Annotated in this window: 13 protein-coding genes; 10 read left to right on the top strand and 3 right to left on the bottom strand. The window is 62.2% G+C overall.

Features of this window, described 5'->3' with window-relative positions; all coding sequences use genetic code 11:
• Window positions 1–156 precede the first annotated feature (156 nt).
• From P3T40_RS29680 to P3T40_RS29670, 3 genes are all read left to right on the top strand, one after another.
• On the top strand, window positions 157–603 hold the full coding sequence (locus P3T40_RS29680; protein WP_429271272.1) for a LysR substrate-binding domain-containing protein: 447 nt from the start codon (window positions 157–159) through the stop codon (window positions 601–603).
• A gap of 399 nt (window positions 604–1,002) precedes the next feature.
• Window positions 1,003–1,767, top strand: coding sequence for an alpha/beta fold hydrolase (locus tag P3T40_RS29675; protein WP_429271266.1), 765 nt, complete (start codon window positions 1,003–1,005; stop codon window positions 1,765–1,767).
• A 584-nt stretch (window positions 1,768–2,351) separates the two neighbouring features.
• Window positions 2,352–3,308 carry a hydroxyquinol 1,2-dioxygenase gene (locus P3T40_RS29670; RefSeq protein WP_429271265.1) on the top strand — a complete coding sequence of 319 codons (957 nt, stop codon included), beginning with the start codon at window positions 2,352–2,354 and terminating at the stop codon, window positions 3,306–3,308.
• 22 nt (window positions 3,309–3,330) lie between these two features.
• On the opposite strand, the gene P3T40_RS29665 is transcribed toward P3T40_RS29670, so the two are convergent.
• Complete coding sequence (locus tag P3T40_RS29665) at window positions 3,331–3,936, bottom strand: Arm DNA-binding domain-containing protein (protein WP_429271264.1); 606 nt, start codon at window positions 3,934–3,936, stop codon at window positions 3,331–3,333.
• Between the two features lie 645 nt (window positions 3,937–4,581).
• Between P3T40_RS29665 and P3T40_RS29660 the strand changes: the two genes are divergently transcribed.
• The 7 genes from P3T40_RS29660 to P3T40_RS29630 all read left to right on the top strand — a co-directional run bounded on the left by P3T40_RS29660 (window position 4,582) and on the right by P3T40_RS29630 (window position 12,109).
• Window positions 4,582–5,631, top strand: coding sequence for a LacI family DNA-binding transcriptional regulator (locus tag P3T40_RS29660; RefSeq protein ID WP_429271263.1), 1,050 nt, complete (start codon window positions 4,582–4,584; stop codon window positions 5,629–5,631).
• A 243-nt stretch (window positions 5,632–5,874) separates the two neighbouring features.
• Window positions 5,875–6,858 carry an ABC transporter substrate-binding protein gene (locus tag P3T40_RS29655; RefSeq protein ID WP_429271271.1) on the top strand — a complete coding sequence of 328 codons (984 nt, stop codon included), beginning with the start codon at window positions 5,875–5,877 and terminating at the stop codon, window positions 6,856–6,858.
• A complete protein-coding gene (locus P3T40_RS29650; protein ID WP_429271262.1) occupies window positions 6,855–7,679 on the top strand; it encodes an ABC transporter permease in 825 nt (274 codons plus the stop codon). The genes P3T40_RS29655 and P3T40_RS29650 overlap by 4 nt, the downstream gene beginning before the upstream one ends.
• A 36-nt stretch (window positions 7,680–7,715) precedes the next feature.
• Window positions 7,716–8,687 (top strand): ABC transporter permease, encoded by a 972-nt coding sequence (locus P3T40_RS29645; protein WP_429271261.1) that lies wholly within the window; start codon window positions 7,716–7,718, stop codon window positions 8,685–8,687.
• Window positions 8,684–9,763, top strand: coding sequence for an ABC transporter ATP-binding protein (locus P3T40_RS29640; RefSeq protein ID WP_429271260.1), 1,080 nt, complete (start codon window positions 8,684–8,686; stop codon window positions 9,761–9,763). The genes P3T40_RS29645 and P3T40_RS29640 overlap by 4 nt, the downstream gene beginning before the upstream one ends.
• Window positions 9,764–9,854: 91 nt before the next feature.
• Entirely contained in the window at window positions 9,855–10,682 is an 828-nt protein-coding gene (locus P3T40_RS29635) for a phosphodiesterase (RefSeq protein WP_429271259.1), read from the top strand.
• Between the two features lie 221 nt (window positions 10,683–10,903).
• Window positions 10,904–12,109: an MFS transporter gene (locus P3T40_RS29630; protein ID WP_429271258.1), complete on the top strand. Its 1,206-nt coding sequence runs from the start codon at window positions 10,904–10,906 to the stop codon at window positions 12,107–12,109.
• A 36-nt stretch (window positions 12,110–12,145) separates the two neighbouring features.
• On the opposite strand, the gene P3T40_RS29625 is transcribed toward P3T40_RS29630, so the two are convergent.
• Together P3T40_RS29625 and P3T40_RS29620 are read right to left on the bottom strand one after the other, a co-directional pair.
• Complete coding sequence (locus P3T40_RS29625) at window positions 12,146–12,592, bottom strand: response regulator (RefSeq protein ID WP_429271257.1); 447 nt, start codon at window positions 12,590–12,592, stop codon at window positions 12,146–12,148.
• A 124-nt stretch (window positions 12,593–12,716) separates the two neighbouring features.
• Entirely contained in the window at window positions 12,717–13,349 is a 633-nt protein-coding gene (locus P3T40_RS29620) for a response regulator (RefSeq protein WP_429271256.1), read from the bottom strand.
• Between the last annotated feature and the right edge of the window lie 21 nt (window positions 13,350–13,370).

The raw sequence follows: 13,370 nt of genomic DNA, 5'->3' as shown, positions 1-13,370 counted from the left end.
CCCGTGGCAACCCTCCTGGACAAACTAATCGAGGAAGACGGCGGCCCCCTCATCTGGCCAGCTATCTCCGAGTCTGCACAAAACTCCTTTGATGCTACATGTCGCAAGCTCTATCAGTATCTGAATCGAGCTTCACTTGGCTAGCCGCGCACACTAATTCACCCACAGATTCCGCCGACGATCCAAAAATATATCTGCCTCGTACGTTCCGGCCATCCCCTGTGCGAGGTCGAAGTGTTCGACGCTGAACTCTTTCAACAACAAACACATATCGTAATATCCGCCGGTAAATCGGGGCACGTCCACGGCCGGGCGGAGACCACGCTGCTTGATGAAATCCCTCCGCTCAACGTCAAGATGAAAGTTCCAAGCTTTGTACTGGCCGCGATGCTTCTGCGCGATACCGACCATGTCCTCACCATCCCTTCGGTTGCCGCTAGAACACTCGCGACCGAGTTTGGTCTCGTCTGCTTACCATGCGCGATCAATCTGCCAGGTTTCACCGTCGCGCAATACTGGCACGAGCGTTTTCTCCACGATCCAGCTTGTGCGTGGTTGCGTACACAAGTTCACCGGTTATTTGGTGACGCCGGACAGGTATAACCAGGCACAGACACGACTTTTACATCATTAATTTAACGACAACGACGCGGAAAATCGAAACGGTGTCCCGCATTACTATCTTCAGTCATCCTCAACATACGTGTCATCTCGCTGCTCACAAATGTGGTCGGAATCGCCGGGATCGGTAATCCTCTTTCCAAGGCGATAGCCTTTCCCAGACCGGTTGTCGAGCCACCGCCAAAATCGTCACCGAGCACACCCTGGGCAAGAATTTGCGGCGCACGGGCGCTGCAGGCACCCCCCCACATTCCAGCCTGGAATGTTGTCCATGAACGGTTCGGACTGGCGCCTTCGCGAGTGCTGCTCAATACTGCTCACCAGCCCCGCGGTGCGTCCACTGACGGGATTGACCATTCAATCTCTAGCGAAGACTTTGTTATGAACACGTTCAAGATCGTAGGAGTAGGCAAAAACAAAATCCTGCTGCTACCCGGCTTGCTGGGCACTCAGGACTCGTTCGATGCCATGCTGGAATACGCAGATGGCGAAACATACCAGTATGCGGTGATGGACTACCGCGGCTACGGCAAGTCGAAAAACATCCCGGGTTTGTACACCCTGCGCGAGATCGTCACCGACGCGGTCAAGCTGATCGACTACCTGAAGTGGAAGGAAATTACCTTGGTCGGCCATTCCTTCGGCGCACTGGTGGCGCAGATGTTGGCGCTGGACATCCCCAGCCGGCTGGGTGGACTGATTTCTCTGGCAGGCATGACCGCCAAGGGCGGCTCGCGCGATCCGGCACGGCTGCAAATGCTGCGCGACGCTGCACATGACGGCGTCAAGCGCGAAGCCCTCGTCAGCGCCGGCACCAGTAACCAATATACCCGGCGCTTTGCCAGCGCAGTGGTTCAGGCAACGTGGCACGAAATCTCCGCCCCCGCCTTTGCCAACTATGGCCTGGACGCCTCGCGAACCGATTTCTCGCAAGCGGTCCAGGGTTCGCAGACACCGATGCTCGCCATCGTAGGCGATCGCGATCCGGCCAATACCGCCGAAATCGCGGTTGCAACCACGTTGCAATGGTATGCCAAGGGTTCCCTGGAGGTGATTCCAGGCATAGGACACTATCCGATGCTCGAAGCGCCGGCACGCACTCTGACGGCCATCGAGCGTTTTGCCGCCGGGGAATACGGAGCCTGATCCAGGCAGGAGCTGCCCGCCCGACCATCCCGGCATGGCCGTCCCGCGCTTCTCGTAGATGGCCGGGCTACTGCATCGATACTATCGAACCCATCCTCCTCCTATGGTATCCGTTCCCCCGAATTGATCAGCAACTCTCCCGCCGGACACTATTGTCTTTGCCGAGTAGTACCCGGTGTACCGGTTTGCCATCGGCCGCCGTGCAGCCTGGCCACTTGGTGCTACATGCATTGAAAGGTCCGACCGCGTTCAACGACCTTGCTCCTAAACGGTTCCGTTCGCTGCTGCACGACGCGTCCGGTAATTCCGCTTTCCTAACCAATTCCTTCCTGTAAGCGGCCCACTTCAGACCGCCCCAAACGCCATACCCTCGAACATGCGCGACGGGAGAAGACTGCCTGCCGCAATTGCAGCAAAGCACTTTGCCCCTCCCAGGTAAGAACCAGGCTCATGCCGGATGCGCATTTTGCCTATGAGCGAATGGGCATAGCCACACCTTTTCGGTTCGATCATAGTTGTCTCCATGGCAACGCAGGTTGGCACAGTTTGGGCAGGACACACCGCAACTCGCATATGGAGACAACATGAAAAGCTCGACCATTCAAAGTCTGCACCACATCACCTTGTGCACCGATACAGCGCAAGGAGACATTGATTTCTTCGTCAAGGTGATCGGCCAGCGCTTCATCAAGCAGACTCTCTTCTACGACGGCAAAATGCCGATCTACCACCTCTACTTCAGCGATGCAGACGGTACCCCGGGTACGGTGATGACCACCTTCCCGATGCGCCGTTCCGGCCTGGTCGGCCGCAAGGGTTCCGGCCAATTCACCGCCATTGCTTATTCGGTGCCGGCTGGCTCGCTTGATTTCTGGCGCGACCATTTCGGCAAGAACGGCATCAAGATTCAGCGCGAATCCGAGCGCTTCGGCGAGAAGTATCTGGAGGTACAGCATGCCGGCATCGACTTCGAAATCGTCGAAGACGCAACCGACACCCGCACGCCCTGGAAGTCGGAATACGTGCCGGAGCGCTATGCCGTGCGTGGCTTTCACAACTGGACCGTGACGGTGCGCGAACTCGAAGACATGGACACCTTCATGAAGGAAGCCTGGGCATTCGAGAAGGTAGCCACCGACCGGGCCTTCACCCGCTACGAAGTAGACGACGGCGGCGCCGGCAAGCGTATAGACATCCATCATGCGCCGGACCTGCGCCAGGGCACCTGGACCCTGTCGGCCGGCATCGTGCATCACGGCGCCTTTGCCGTACCTGATTACGATGTCCAGGCCAAGGTCAAATTCGATACCGAAGGCATGGGCTTCACCGATTTCTCCGATCGTAAGCACCGTGGCTATTTCGAGTCGGTCTACGTGCGCACCCCGGGCGGCGTAATGTTCGAAGCTACCAAGTCGCTTGGTTTCGGCGTGGATGAGTCGCCCGAGACGCTTGGCACGGAACTGAAGATTTCGCCCCAGTTCAATATTTCGCATGACGAACTGCGCGCCCACATGCAAAAAGAAGATCCGATCCGCATCTGAACCATGGTGCTATGGAGCGCCGTCATAGTGGGGAAACTGCGTCAGACGACGGGAACGGCTTTGACGGAGTAGCGGTTGAATAATGCAGAAGGGCCTTGGCGCTTGCTGATCGAAAAATGGCTTGCGTCCAGTTATTCGAAATCTCGTCCGCGTGCATTGCGTAGTTGTTGTGCTCGATGTATAGCCCGAAGATGTCTACCTCGTCGCCACTTTCCAAATATTTTAGGTACCGCTGTCCCTGCTCGCAGGGTGCCCCGACAAGCGCTTCCAACGACTTGATGTGCGCGGGCAGGTCGTTGGCAGGCGAGGTGCAAGGTACGGTCGCCCCTGGCAGCAGCCGGGTGAAATAATCCACCGGCAGGTTTTCCGAGATTTCCCTCCGGTTTTGGATCCGCTCCTGCTTTTCAGCCTCTGACCGCTGGAGTATCCGCTTTTCGAACTGGCGATAAAAGTTGTCAAAAAGCGATTGGAGCTCGAAGCCCTTCCCAGCAAAGCGGTAGTTCATGCGCCAGTATTTCGCGCCGGACTTATCGATCTGCAGATACATACGTCCGCCGTCGGACAAGCGGTTACCGGTGCCGCCCTGACTGTATTGGGCGTTCCCGACTTGCTTGTCGATAAGCGGCATGGTGGTATTTCCCGATCACGATGGCCAAAGATCGAACACATGCCACCAAAAATGCCACCAATTTCTGCCGGCTGCACACGGAAAACTTTAGAAGATGCTAGATCAAAAAATCCGAAAACCCTTATGTGGCGGCCATCTCTTGGATTTCACCGGAACTTGTCGGAAGGCTTCTTGGTGCCGGGGACCGGACTCGAACCGGCAAGCTGTTAAGCGGCGGATTTTCGTCACACCACGTCTTTCGACGCCGACGATACCGGGCGGCATCCTCGTTCGTGCGCTGGACTATGCCTTCGCCATCGCGGCTTCATGCCACCTTAGGCGCCCCCCGTCTAGTCTCTACACCTTCCGCACCCTCGCATGTTTGCGACGGCGGGCTTGGCTCGGCGTTGCCTCAATCCCACGCTCAGCGCGAAACTAGGGGTTTCTCCGAATTTGAGGGGTTCTGCACCGGCCGTTTCCGGTCGGGCACTCAATATTTTAAGTCCGCTATGTTTACCAATTTCATCACCCCGGCAGGGCGGACGCGATTCTACCATTGCGTCGCGGCCGCACCAAACCCGCGCGTCCCGAGTCATCGCACAGTCACAAAGCATACCGATAATTCCCTCGACGAAAACGTTTACAACCCGAGTGAAAACGACAGCGATGACTCCCACCATCAAGGATGTCGCGGCACACGCAGGCTTCTCGATTGCCACGGTTTCGCGCGCGATCAACGCGCCCCACACCGTGAACCCCGTCACGCTCGACAAGGTGCGCCAGTCGATCGACGCCCTCAACTTTCGCCCGAGCCCGCTGGGCCGCCAGTTGCGCGGCGAGCGCACCCGCCTGATCGGCGTCATCCTGCCGACGATCGCCAATCCGGTGTTCGCGGAGTGCCTGCAAGGCATCGACGAACTGGCCTCTGCGCACGGCTACCGTCTGATGCTGATGACCACCCAGTACGACGCCGACCGCGAGCGCCACGCCATCGAGACGCTCCGCCAGCAGCGCGTCGAAGGCCTGATCCTGACCGTCGCCGACGCCGATACCCACCCGCTGCTCGACGAACTCGACCGCGACGGCCTCCTCTACGTTCTGATGCACAACGACACGGTGCGCCGTTCGTCGGTCTCGGTCGACAACCGCCTCGCCGCCTACGACGGCGTGCGCATGCTGATCGCCCACGGCCATCGCCGCATCCTGATGCTGGCGGGCACGCTCGCCGCCTCGGATCGCGCGCGTCTGCGCCACCTCGGCTACGCGCAGGCCATGCAACAGGCGGGGCTCACGCCTGCCCCAGCGCTTGAAATCGATTTCAACGCCGACGAGCTCGCGCCCTCCGTGCTCGCGCATCTGACCAACGGCCCAAACCGCCCCACCGCCCTCTTCTGCAGCAACGATCTGCTCGCGATGGTCGTGATGCGCGGTCTGCGTCGGGCGCGTCTGCAGATCCCGACGGATATGTCGATTCTCGGCTTCGACGGTCTCGCCATGGGCGAATTGCTGCAGCCGCCGCTCGCCAGCATCTGCGCGCCGAATCGCGAGATCGGCTGCGCGGCCTGGCGACGGCTGCTGGCGCGCATCGAGGGCACCTACACGGATGCCTCGCTCACGCTCACACTGCCTCACACATTGCGCGAAGGCGCAACGATCGCCGCGATCTCGAGCACGAGCGAAGCGCCGCGCGTCCGCTCGATGCAGCCGCTTGTATAAGCATAAGCGCGCATTCCCCGCTCCTGATAACAACGCAGTCGGCCGCTTCGCGCGCCCCGCCGCGTCACTAACGTATAACGCACGCCTCTCGCACCTTTCCTTCCAAGGAGACCCGCTTTGACCCGCCGTTCCACCTGCTTTGGTCCGCTCTTGCGTACCTTGACCGCGACGCTCAAACGCACGAGCGCCAGCGTGCTGTCGGCCTCGGCCCTCGTAGCCACTGCCCTAACGGCCCTGACAACCATGACGGCCGTGACAACCCTCGTCGCCCCGAACGCCGCCTACGCCGACGAAACCGCGATCTGCTACAACTGCCCGCCCGAATGGGCCGACTGGGCGAGCCAGATCAAGGCGATAGAGGCCAGGACCGGCATCCGCGTACCGTTCGACAACAAGAACTCCGGCCAGGCCATCGCCCAGATGATGGCCGAGCAGAAAAGCCCGGTCGCGGACGTCGTCTATCTCGGCGTGTCGTCGGCCTTCCAGGCGAAAGACAAAGGCGTAATCCAGCCGTACAAGCCAGCGCACTGGGACGACATCCCCGCCAATCTGAAGGACCCGCAAGGCTACTGGTTCGCGATCCATTCGGGCACGCTGGGCTTTTTCGTCAACAAGGACGCACTCGAAGGCAAGCCGGTGCCGCGTTCGTGGGCCGACCTGCTCAAGCCTGAGTACAAAGGCATGATCGGCTACCTCGATCCGTCGAGCGCGTTCGTCGGTTATGCGGGTGCCGTGGCGGTGAATCAGGCGCTCGGCGGCAGCTTCGACAACTTCCAGCCGGGGCTCGACTGGTTCCGCAAACTCAAGGCCAACGCGCCGATCGTGCCGAAGCAGACCGCCTATGCACGCGTGCTCTCCGGTGAGATTCCCATCCTGCTCGACTACGACTTCGACGCCTATCGCGCCAAGTACAAGGATCAGGCCAACGTCGAATTCGTGATTCCGCGGGAAGGCACGATCTCGGTGCCGTATGTGATGAGCCTCGTCAAGGGTGCGCCGCATGAAGCGAACGGCAAGAAGGTGCTCGACTTCGTGCTGTCCGACGAAGGCCAGAAGCTGTGGGCCAATGCGTATCTGCGTCCGGTGCGCGCCAATGCCATGAGCCCGGAAGCTGCCGCCAAATTCCTGCCCGCAAGCGATTATGCTCGTGCCAAGGCGGTCGATTTCGGCAAAATGGCCGAGAAGCAGCAAAGCTTCGGCGAACAGTATCTTCAGGTGATGCATTGAACGATGTCACTTTTCCGCTGCGCTGGCGCATCGCATTGATTGCGCCGGCGCTCGCGGTTTTTATCGCCTTCTGGCTGCTGCCGATGGGCGCGCTAGCGCAGTTGAGCGGCAACGGTCACGCGTTCGACACCTACCGCACGATGCTCACCAACGCGCGGTATATGACGAGCCTCGGCGCCACCGTCGTGCTGTCCGCCGCCGTCACCGCGACGACGCTGGTGCTCTCCGTGATCTCGGGGTTGCTGCTCGCGCGACGCGAATTTCCTGGCAAGCGTACATTGCTAGCACTACTGACGTTTCCGCTGGCGTTTCCCGGTGTGGTGGTCGGTTTCATGGTCATCATGCTGGCCGGGCGCCAGGGGTTGATCGGCGCGTTTTCGCTCAAGCTGACCGGCGACCGCTGGGTCTTCGCCTATTCGATGAGCGGGCTCTTTGTTGGCTATCTGTACTTCTCGATTCCGCGCGTGATCGTCACCGTGATGGCCTCGGCGACCAAGCTCGATGCGTCGCTTGAAGAAGCGGCCCGCTCGCTCGGCGCCTCGCCTTGGCAGATCATGCGCGACATCGTGCTGCCCGCGCTCTCGCCGGGCCTGATTGCGGCGGGCGCCGTGTGCTTCGCCACCGCGATGGGTGCGTTCGGCACCGCTTTCACGCTCGCCACCGACATCGACGTGCTGCCCATGACCATCTACACCGAGTTCACGCTGAACGCGAACATGGTGACGGCCGCGGGGCTGTCGATCGTGCTCGGCCTCGTCACCTGGCTTGTGCTGGCGTTAGCGCGCAGCGTTACAGGTTCGGCGGTCGCAGCAAGCGCTTGAGTGCGGGACATGCCCTATACAAATGAAGACTCGCTCATGAATTCTGTCACCCATACCGCCAGGCCCGCGGCGCCGCCGCCCTCTGCGCCTGCCACGCGGCGCCGTGCCCTGCCCCGCCTGTCATCGCGCACGCTGCTCGCCGCCGGGCAATGGCTCGTCACGCTGTTGCTGTGCGCGTTTCTGATCGTGCCGGTCGTGATGTCGATCATGGCCGGCCTCACCGTCAACTACTTCAAGGGCGTCTCGAGCGGTCTCACGCTGCGTTGGTTGATCAAGGTGTGGACGCAGTATCACGCGTCGGTGTTCCTGTCGCTCGAAGTGGCGGCGGCGACCCTCGTCATCACGCTCCTGACCGGCGTGCCGGCCGGCTATGTGCTCGCGCGCAGCAAGACGCGCCTGTCGCGCCTCATCGAAGAGTTTCTGGTGCTGCCGATTGCGCTGCCCGGTCTCGCTTCCGCGCTCGCGTTGCTGGTGGTCTACGGCGGTTTCACGATGTTTCGTATGAGCGTCTGGTTCATCATAGTCGGTCACGTGGTCTTTACGCTGCCGTTCATGGTGCGCGCGGTTGCCGCTGTCTGTGCAAGCGCCGATCTGCGCACGCTCGAAGAAGGTGCCGCGAGTCTCGGCGCGAGCTTCCTGCAGCGCTTTGTGACCATCGTGCTGCCCAACGTGCGGCCGGGCATCGTCGCGGGCGCGTTGGCGGTACTGACGCTCTCCATCGGCGAATTCAACCTCACCTGGATGCTGCATACGCCCGACACCAAGACCTTGCCGGTGGGTCTCGCCGATACCTACGCGTCGCTGCGCATCGAGATCGGCAGCGCGTACACCATTCTGTTTTTCATCATGACCATGCCGCTGCTGGTCGCGATGCAATGGCTCGGCGTCGATGCCACCGGCCAGCGCAATACGTCGACCAAACGCCTGGCATTACGGCAATCACGTCAGTCGCCTGCGTCACACCAGTCACATCAGCCAGATTCAACCCGCTCCAACGACACACCATGAAACTCGCTCCCGTTCCCATCACGCTCACGCAATGCGCCAAGACGTTTCGCGGCACGCGCGTGCTCGAGCCGCTGGATCTGCAGATCGGCGCCGGCGAGACGCTGGTGCTGCTTGGGCCATCCGGCTGCGGCAAGACGACCACGCTGCGCATGATCGCCGGCCTCGAATCGCCGGATGCGGGCGGCCGGATTGCCTTTGGCGATGACGACGTCACCGCGCTGCCCATCGAGAAACGTCAGGTAGGCATGGTGTTCCAGAGCTACGCGCTGTTTCCGAACCTGACGGTACGCGGCAACATCGGTTATGGCCTGAAAATCAAGCACGTGGCGGCGGAGATTACGCGTCAACGTGTGGACGAGCTGCTCGCGATGATGCGGCTCACCGCCCATGCCGACAAACCGATCGACCAGCTCTCCGGTGGCCAACGTCAGCGGGTCGCACTCGCGCGGGCGCTGGCGATGCAACCGCGCGTGCTGCTGCTCGACGAGCCGCTCACCGCCCTCGACGCCCGGCTGCGCGACGCCTTGCGCAGCGAAATGAACACGTTGCTGCGCGAACTTGGCATCACCACCGTCTACGTCACGCACGACCAGGCCGAAGCGATGGAACTCGGCGACCGCATCGTCGTGATGAGTGCCGGGCGCATCGAGCAGATCGGCACGCCGCGCGACATCTACTACCGTCCGGCGAATCGGACGGTCGCGCAGTTCGTCGGCACCATCAATCGGCTCGCCGGAGAGCGGCGTGACGGCGTGCTGACCACGACTGGCGGTGCAGTTCCGCTTCCTTCGCGGACCGCGAACTCAACGGACTCAGCGGACTCAGCGGACTCGGCGACGGCGGCCCACAACGAACTGTTTTTCCGGCCCGAAGACGCCTACCTGGCGGATCCTGCCAGCGCCCATCTGCGCGGAACGATCGAAGCCGCAGCGTTCCTCGGCGAGCGCACCCGCCTGACGATAGGCGGAGCGGCGCCCGATGCGCTGATCGTCGACGTCGCCGGCCGGGTCGAACTCGCGCGCGGCACGCCTGTGGGCATTTCGATCGCCCCGGAAGCGCTGATTGCGCTATCGTGAGGTGTAAGCCGAGTCTGCCGCCCTGCCGCGCATCCGTGTAAACAGCTGCGAATCATTGCGAATACCTGCGAATCCATAAGGACACTTCCCCATGTTGCTAGCCCAGATCAGCGACCTGCATATCAAACGGGCCGGCGCGCTCGCTTACCGGCGCGTCGATACAGCCGCCGCGCTTACCCGCTGCGTCGCGGCGCTCAATGCGCTCAAGCCGCGTCCCGACGTGGTGATCATGACGGGCGACCTCGTCGACCAGGGCGACCCGGAGCAATACGCGCACCTCAAGACGCTGCTCTCACCGCTCGAGATTCCGTACTACCTGCTGGTCGGCAACCACGACGACCGCACCGCCCTGCGCGGGGAGTTCAGCGACCGCCCCGAGTTACGCACGGGGGGCGATTTCGTGCATTACGCGGCCGATATCGGGCCGCTGCGCCTCATCGCGCTCGACTCGTTGGTGCCGGGCGAAAGCGCGGGCAATCTTTGCGATGCCCGTCTTGCCTGGCTCGAAGCGCAACTGGACGCAGCGCGAGGCCAGCCCGTAATCGTCGCCTTGCATCATCCGCCGTTCGCGTGCGGCATTGCACATATGGACGCCCTGCGTCTGGACCCGCAAGCGGCCGAACGGCTAGAGGTGTTGATTGCGCGCTATCCGAATGTCGAGCGGGTGATTTGCGGCCATGTGCACCGGCCCATGTTCATGCGCTTTGGCGGTACGATCGCCTCAGCGGTACCGGCGCCCGCGCACCAGGTAGCGCTGGATCTGCGCGACGACGCGCCGTCCGCGTTCACGATGGAGCCACCCGCGTTCGCACTGCACCGCTACGACGCCGTGAGCGGGCTGGTGACGCATCATGCGTACATCAACCCTGCTGAGGGCCCGTATCCGTTCTACGAGGCGGGAGGCGCGTTGATTGACTGAGGATTGCGAAGCGGTGTGGTGACCGCCCACGTCGGCGCCAACGTGCGCGACGAGTGTCAATGCGAGACGAAGGTATTGCGTACGCGCCGCGATTGCACTGAAAACTGCGAACCGCAGACCTCAAGCAAACCAACAGCCCGTCAGCACGATCCGCCCTGCTCCGGTATGATCGGCACGCTTGGGGACCGTCCATTCAGGCGGTCCGTCGAAGGCCCGAGCTCATGTCCACTTCCGATTCCACCACCTCCCCCGCCGCCGAGCGCTCGCTGCGCGGCCTGTTGCTGCTGCTCGCCACCATCGCGGGCGTCTCCGTAGCGAACATCTATTTCAACCAACCGCTGCTCGACAACTTCCGGGAGTCCTTCCCGCATAGCGCGTCATGGGTCGGTGCGGTGCCGGCCGTCACGCAGCTCGGTTATGCCGCCGGCATGCTGCTGCTCGCGCCGCTCGGCGACCGGTTCGACCGGCGTGGGCTGATGCTCCTGCAGATCGCCGGCATCTGCATCGCGCTCGTGGTCGCTACAACGGCACCGAACCTCCCGGTCCTGATCGTCGCGAGCCTCGCGATAGGCGTGCTCGCCACCATCGCGCAGCAGGCCGTGCCGTTCGCCGCCGAACTCGCGCCGCCGTCCGGCCGTGGCCACGCGGTCGGCACCGTGATGAGCGGACTGTTACTGGGGATTCTGCTGGCGCGGACCGCGGCAGGTTTTGTCGCCCAGTATTTCGGCTGGCGCGCGGTCTTCGGCGTCTCGGTCGTCGCGCTGCTGGCGCTCGCCGTCGTCATCTGGCTGCGCCTGCCTAAAAGCAAGCCGACCTCGACGCTGCCCTACGGCAAGCTGCTGGTCTCGATGTGGCATCTGATCCTCGAACACCCCGGCTTGCGCGAGGCCTCGCTCACCGGCGCTTGCCTCTTCGCCAGTTTCAGCATCTTCTGGTCGGTGCTGGCGCTGCTGCTGGCAGGCGCGCCGTTCCATCTGGGACCTCAGGCCACGGGACTGTTCGGCATCGTCGGTGCAGCCGGCGCACTCGCCGCGCCGCTCGCCGGCAAGTTCTCCGACCGTCGCGGGCCGCGCGACATCATCACCGTGGCGATCGGACTGGTCGCCGTGTCGTTTGTCGTGTTCGGTCTGTCTGCCGCGAGCATCGCCGGGCTGGTGGTGGGCGTGATCATTCTCGACGTCGGCGTGCAGGCCGCGCAGATTTCCAACCAGTCGCGCATCTACGCACTCTCGCCGCACGCGCGCAGCCGTGTGAATACCGTGTACATGGTGGCGTATTTCATCGGCGGTGCGGCGGGGTCGGCGGTCGGCGCGATCGTCTGGCCGACTTTCGGGTGGATTGGCGTGAGCATCGCCGGGCTGGTGTTCGTAGGACTTGGCGCATGGAACCACCTGCGCAAGCCGCCGCAGCCTGTTGCAACTTCCTGAACGAATGATGTGTTGCAGGGCGCCGGAGCCGGCGCCTCACGCTTGCGGCGGCTGCCCCTGGCTGCGCGTGTGGGCGTAGTCGTGCAGGGCGTCGATGACGCGGTCGAATTCGAACGACTTGTCGTAGAAATGGCGCACGCCGTATTGCAGGCAGCGTTCGCGATAGGCCGGCAGCGCATGATTGGTCAACACTGCGGCGAAGGTGCTTTCGATCAACCCCTCGCGCTGCAGGTAGGCCAGCACCGGCACGCCCGAGCCCTGCTTGAGCTGCAGGTCGATGATCACCGCATCGAAGCTCTCGTCCGCCAGCAGCGCGATCGCCTCGTCCGACGAATCGGCGTAGGCGACGACGTGCAGCACCCCCGACGCGTCAATCGCCTCGACGAGACTGCGGCGGATCAACGCCGAATCCTCGATCAGCAGCACCCGCAAAGGCGGCTGGCCGGCGTTGGCGTTGGAGAGAGAGGTCGAATCGCTGCTCATTGCATTGGTCCGCGCGTCGCTGCGCATGGCTCCTTTGCCCCACGTTATTCGCCCGGTTACCTGCTCTGTTACCGGGTCGCTTATCCGCTCACTTACCTGCTCACTTACCTGCTCAATTAGCCACTCACTCGATCAAGCCGTTCTTGATCGCGTAGTACGTCAGATCCGCGTTATTGGTCAGACGCATTTTCTCCAGCACGCGCGCCCGATACGTACTCACCGTCTTCACCGACAAATGCAGTTCCTCTGCGATATCCGTTGGAATCTGCCCGGCGGCGAGCTTGCAGAAAATCTGAAATTCCCGCTCCGACAGCGCCTCGTGCGGACGCCCCGCCGTGGGCTTGTCGAGATTATCGGCCAGCGTGTCGGCCACCGCCTCCGAGAGATAGCGGTGCCCACGCGCCACGGCGCGGATCGCGCGCACGATCTCGTCGGGCTCGCAATCCTTGTTCAGATAGCCATTGGCGCCCGCCCGCAGCAGGTTGATGGCGTACTGGCTCTCCGGATAGCCGGAGAGGATCAGCACACCCTGCTCCGGGCGCACCTGCTTGATGATGCGCAAGGTGTCGATGCCATTCTTGTCCGGCATCGCGATATCGAGCAGCACCACGTCGAAAGCCTGTTCGCGCACGAGGCTGATGGTTTCGTCGCCGGTCGCGGCTTCCGCAGCCACGCACATATCCGGCTCGTCGGCGACGAACTGTCTGAACCCACCTCGGACGATCGCGTGATCGTCGGCTATCAACACTCGAATCATCGGCTTCCCGTAGGTGCAGTG

The sequence above is a fragment of the Paraburkholderia sp. EB58 genome (genome assembly GCF_050436665.1).
Lineage (GTDB): Bacteria > Pseudomonadota > Gammaproteobacteria > Burkholderiales > Burkholderiaceae > Paraburkholderia.
This window is presented reverse-complemented; position numbering and strand designations above follow the sequence as displayed.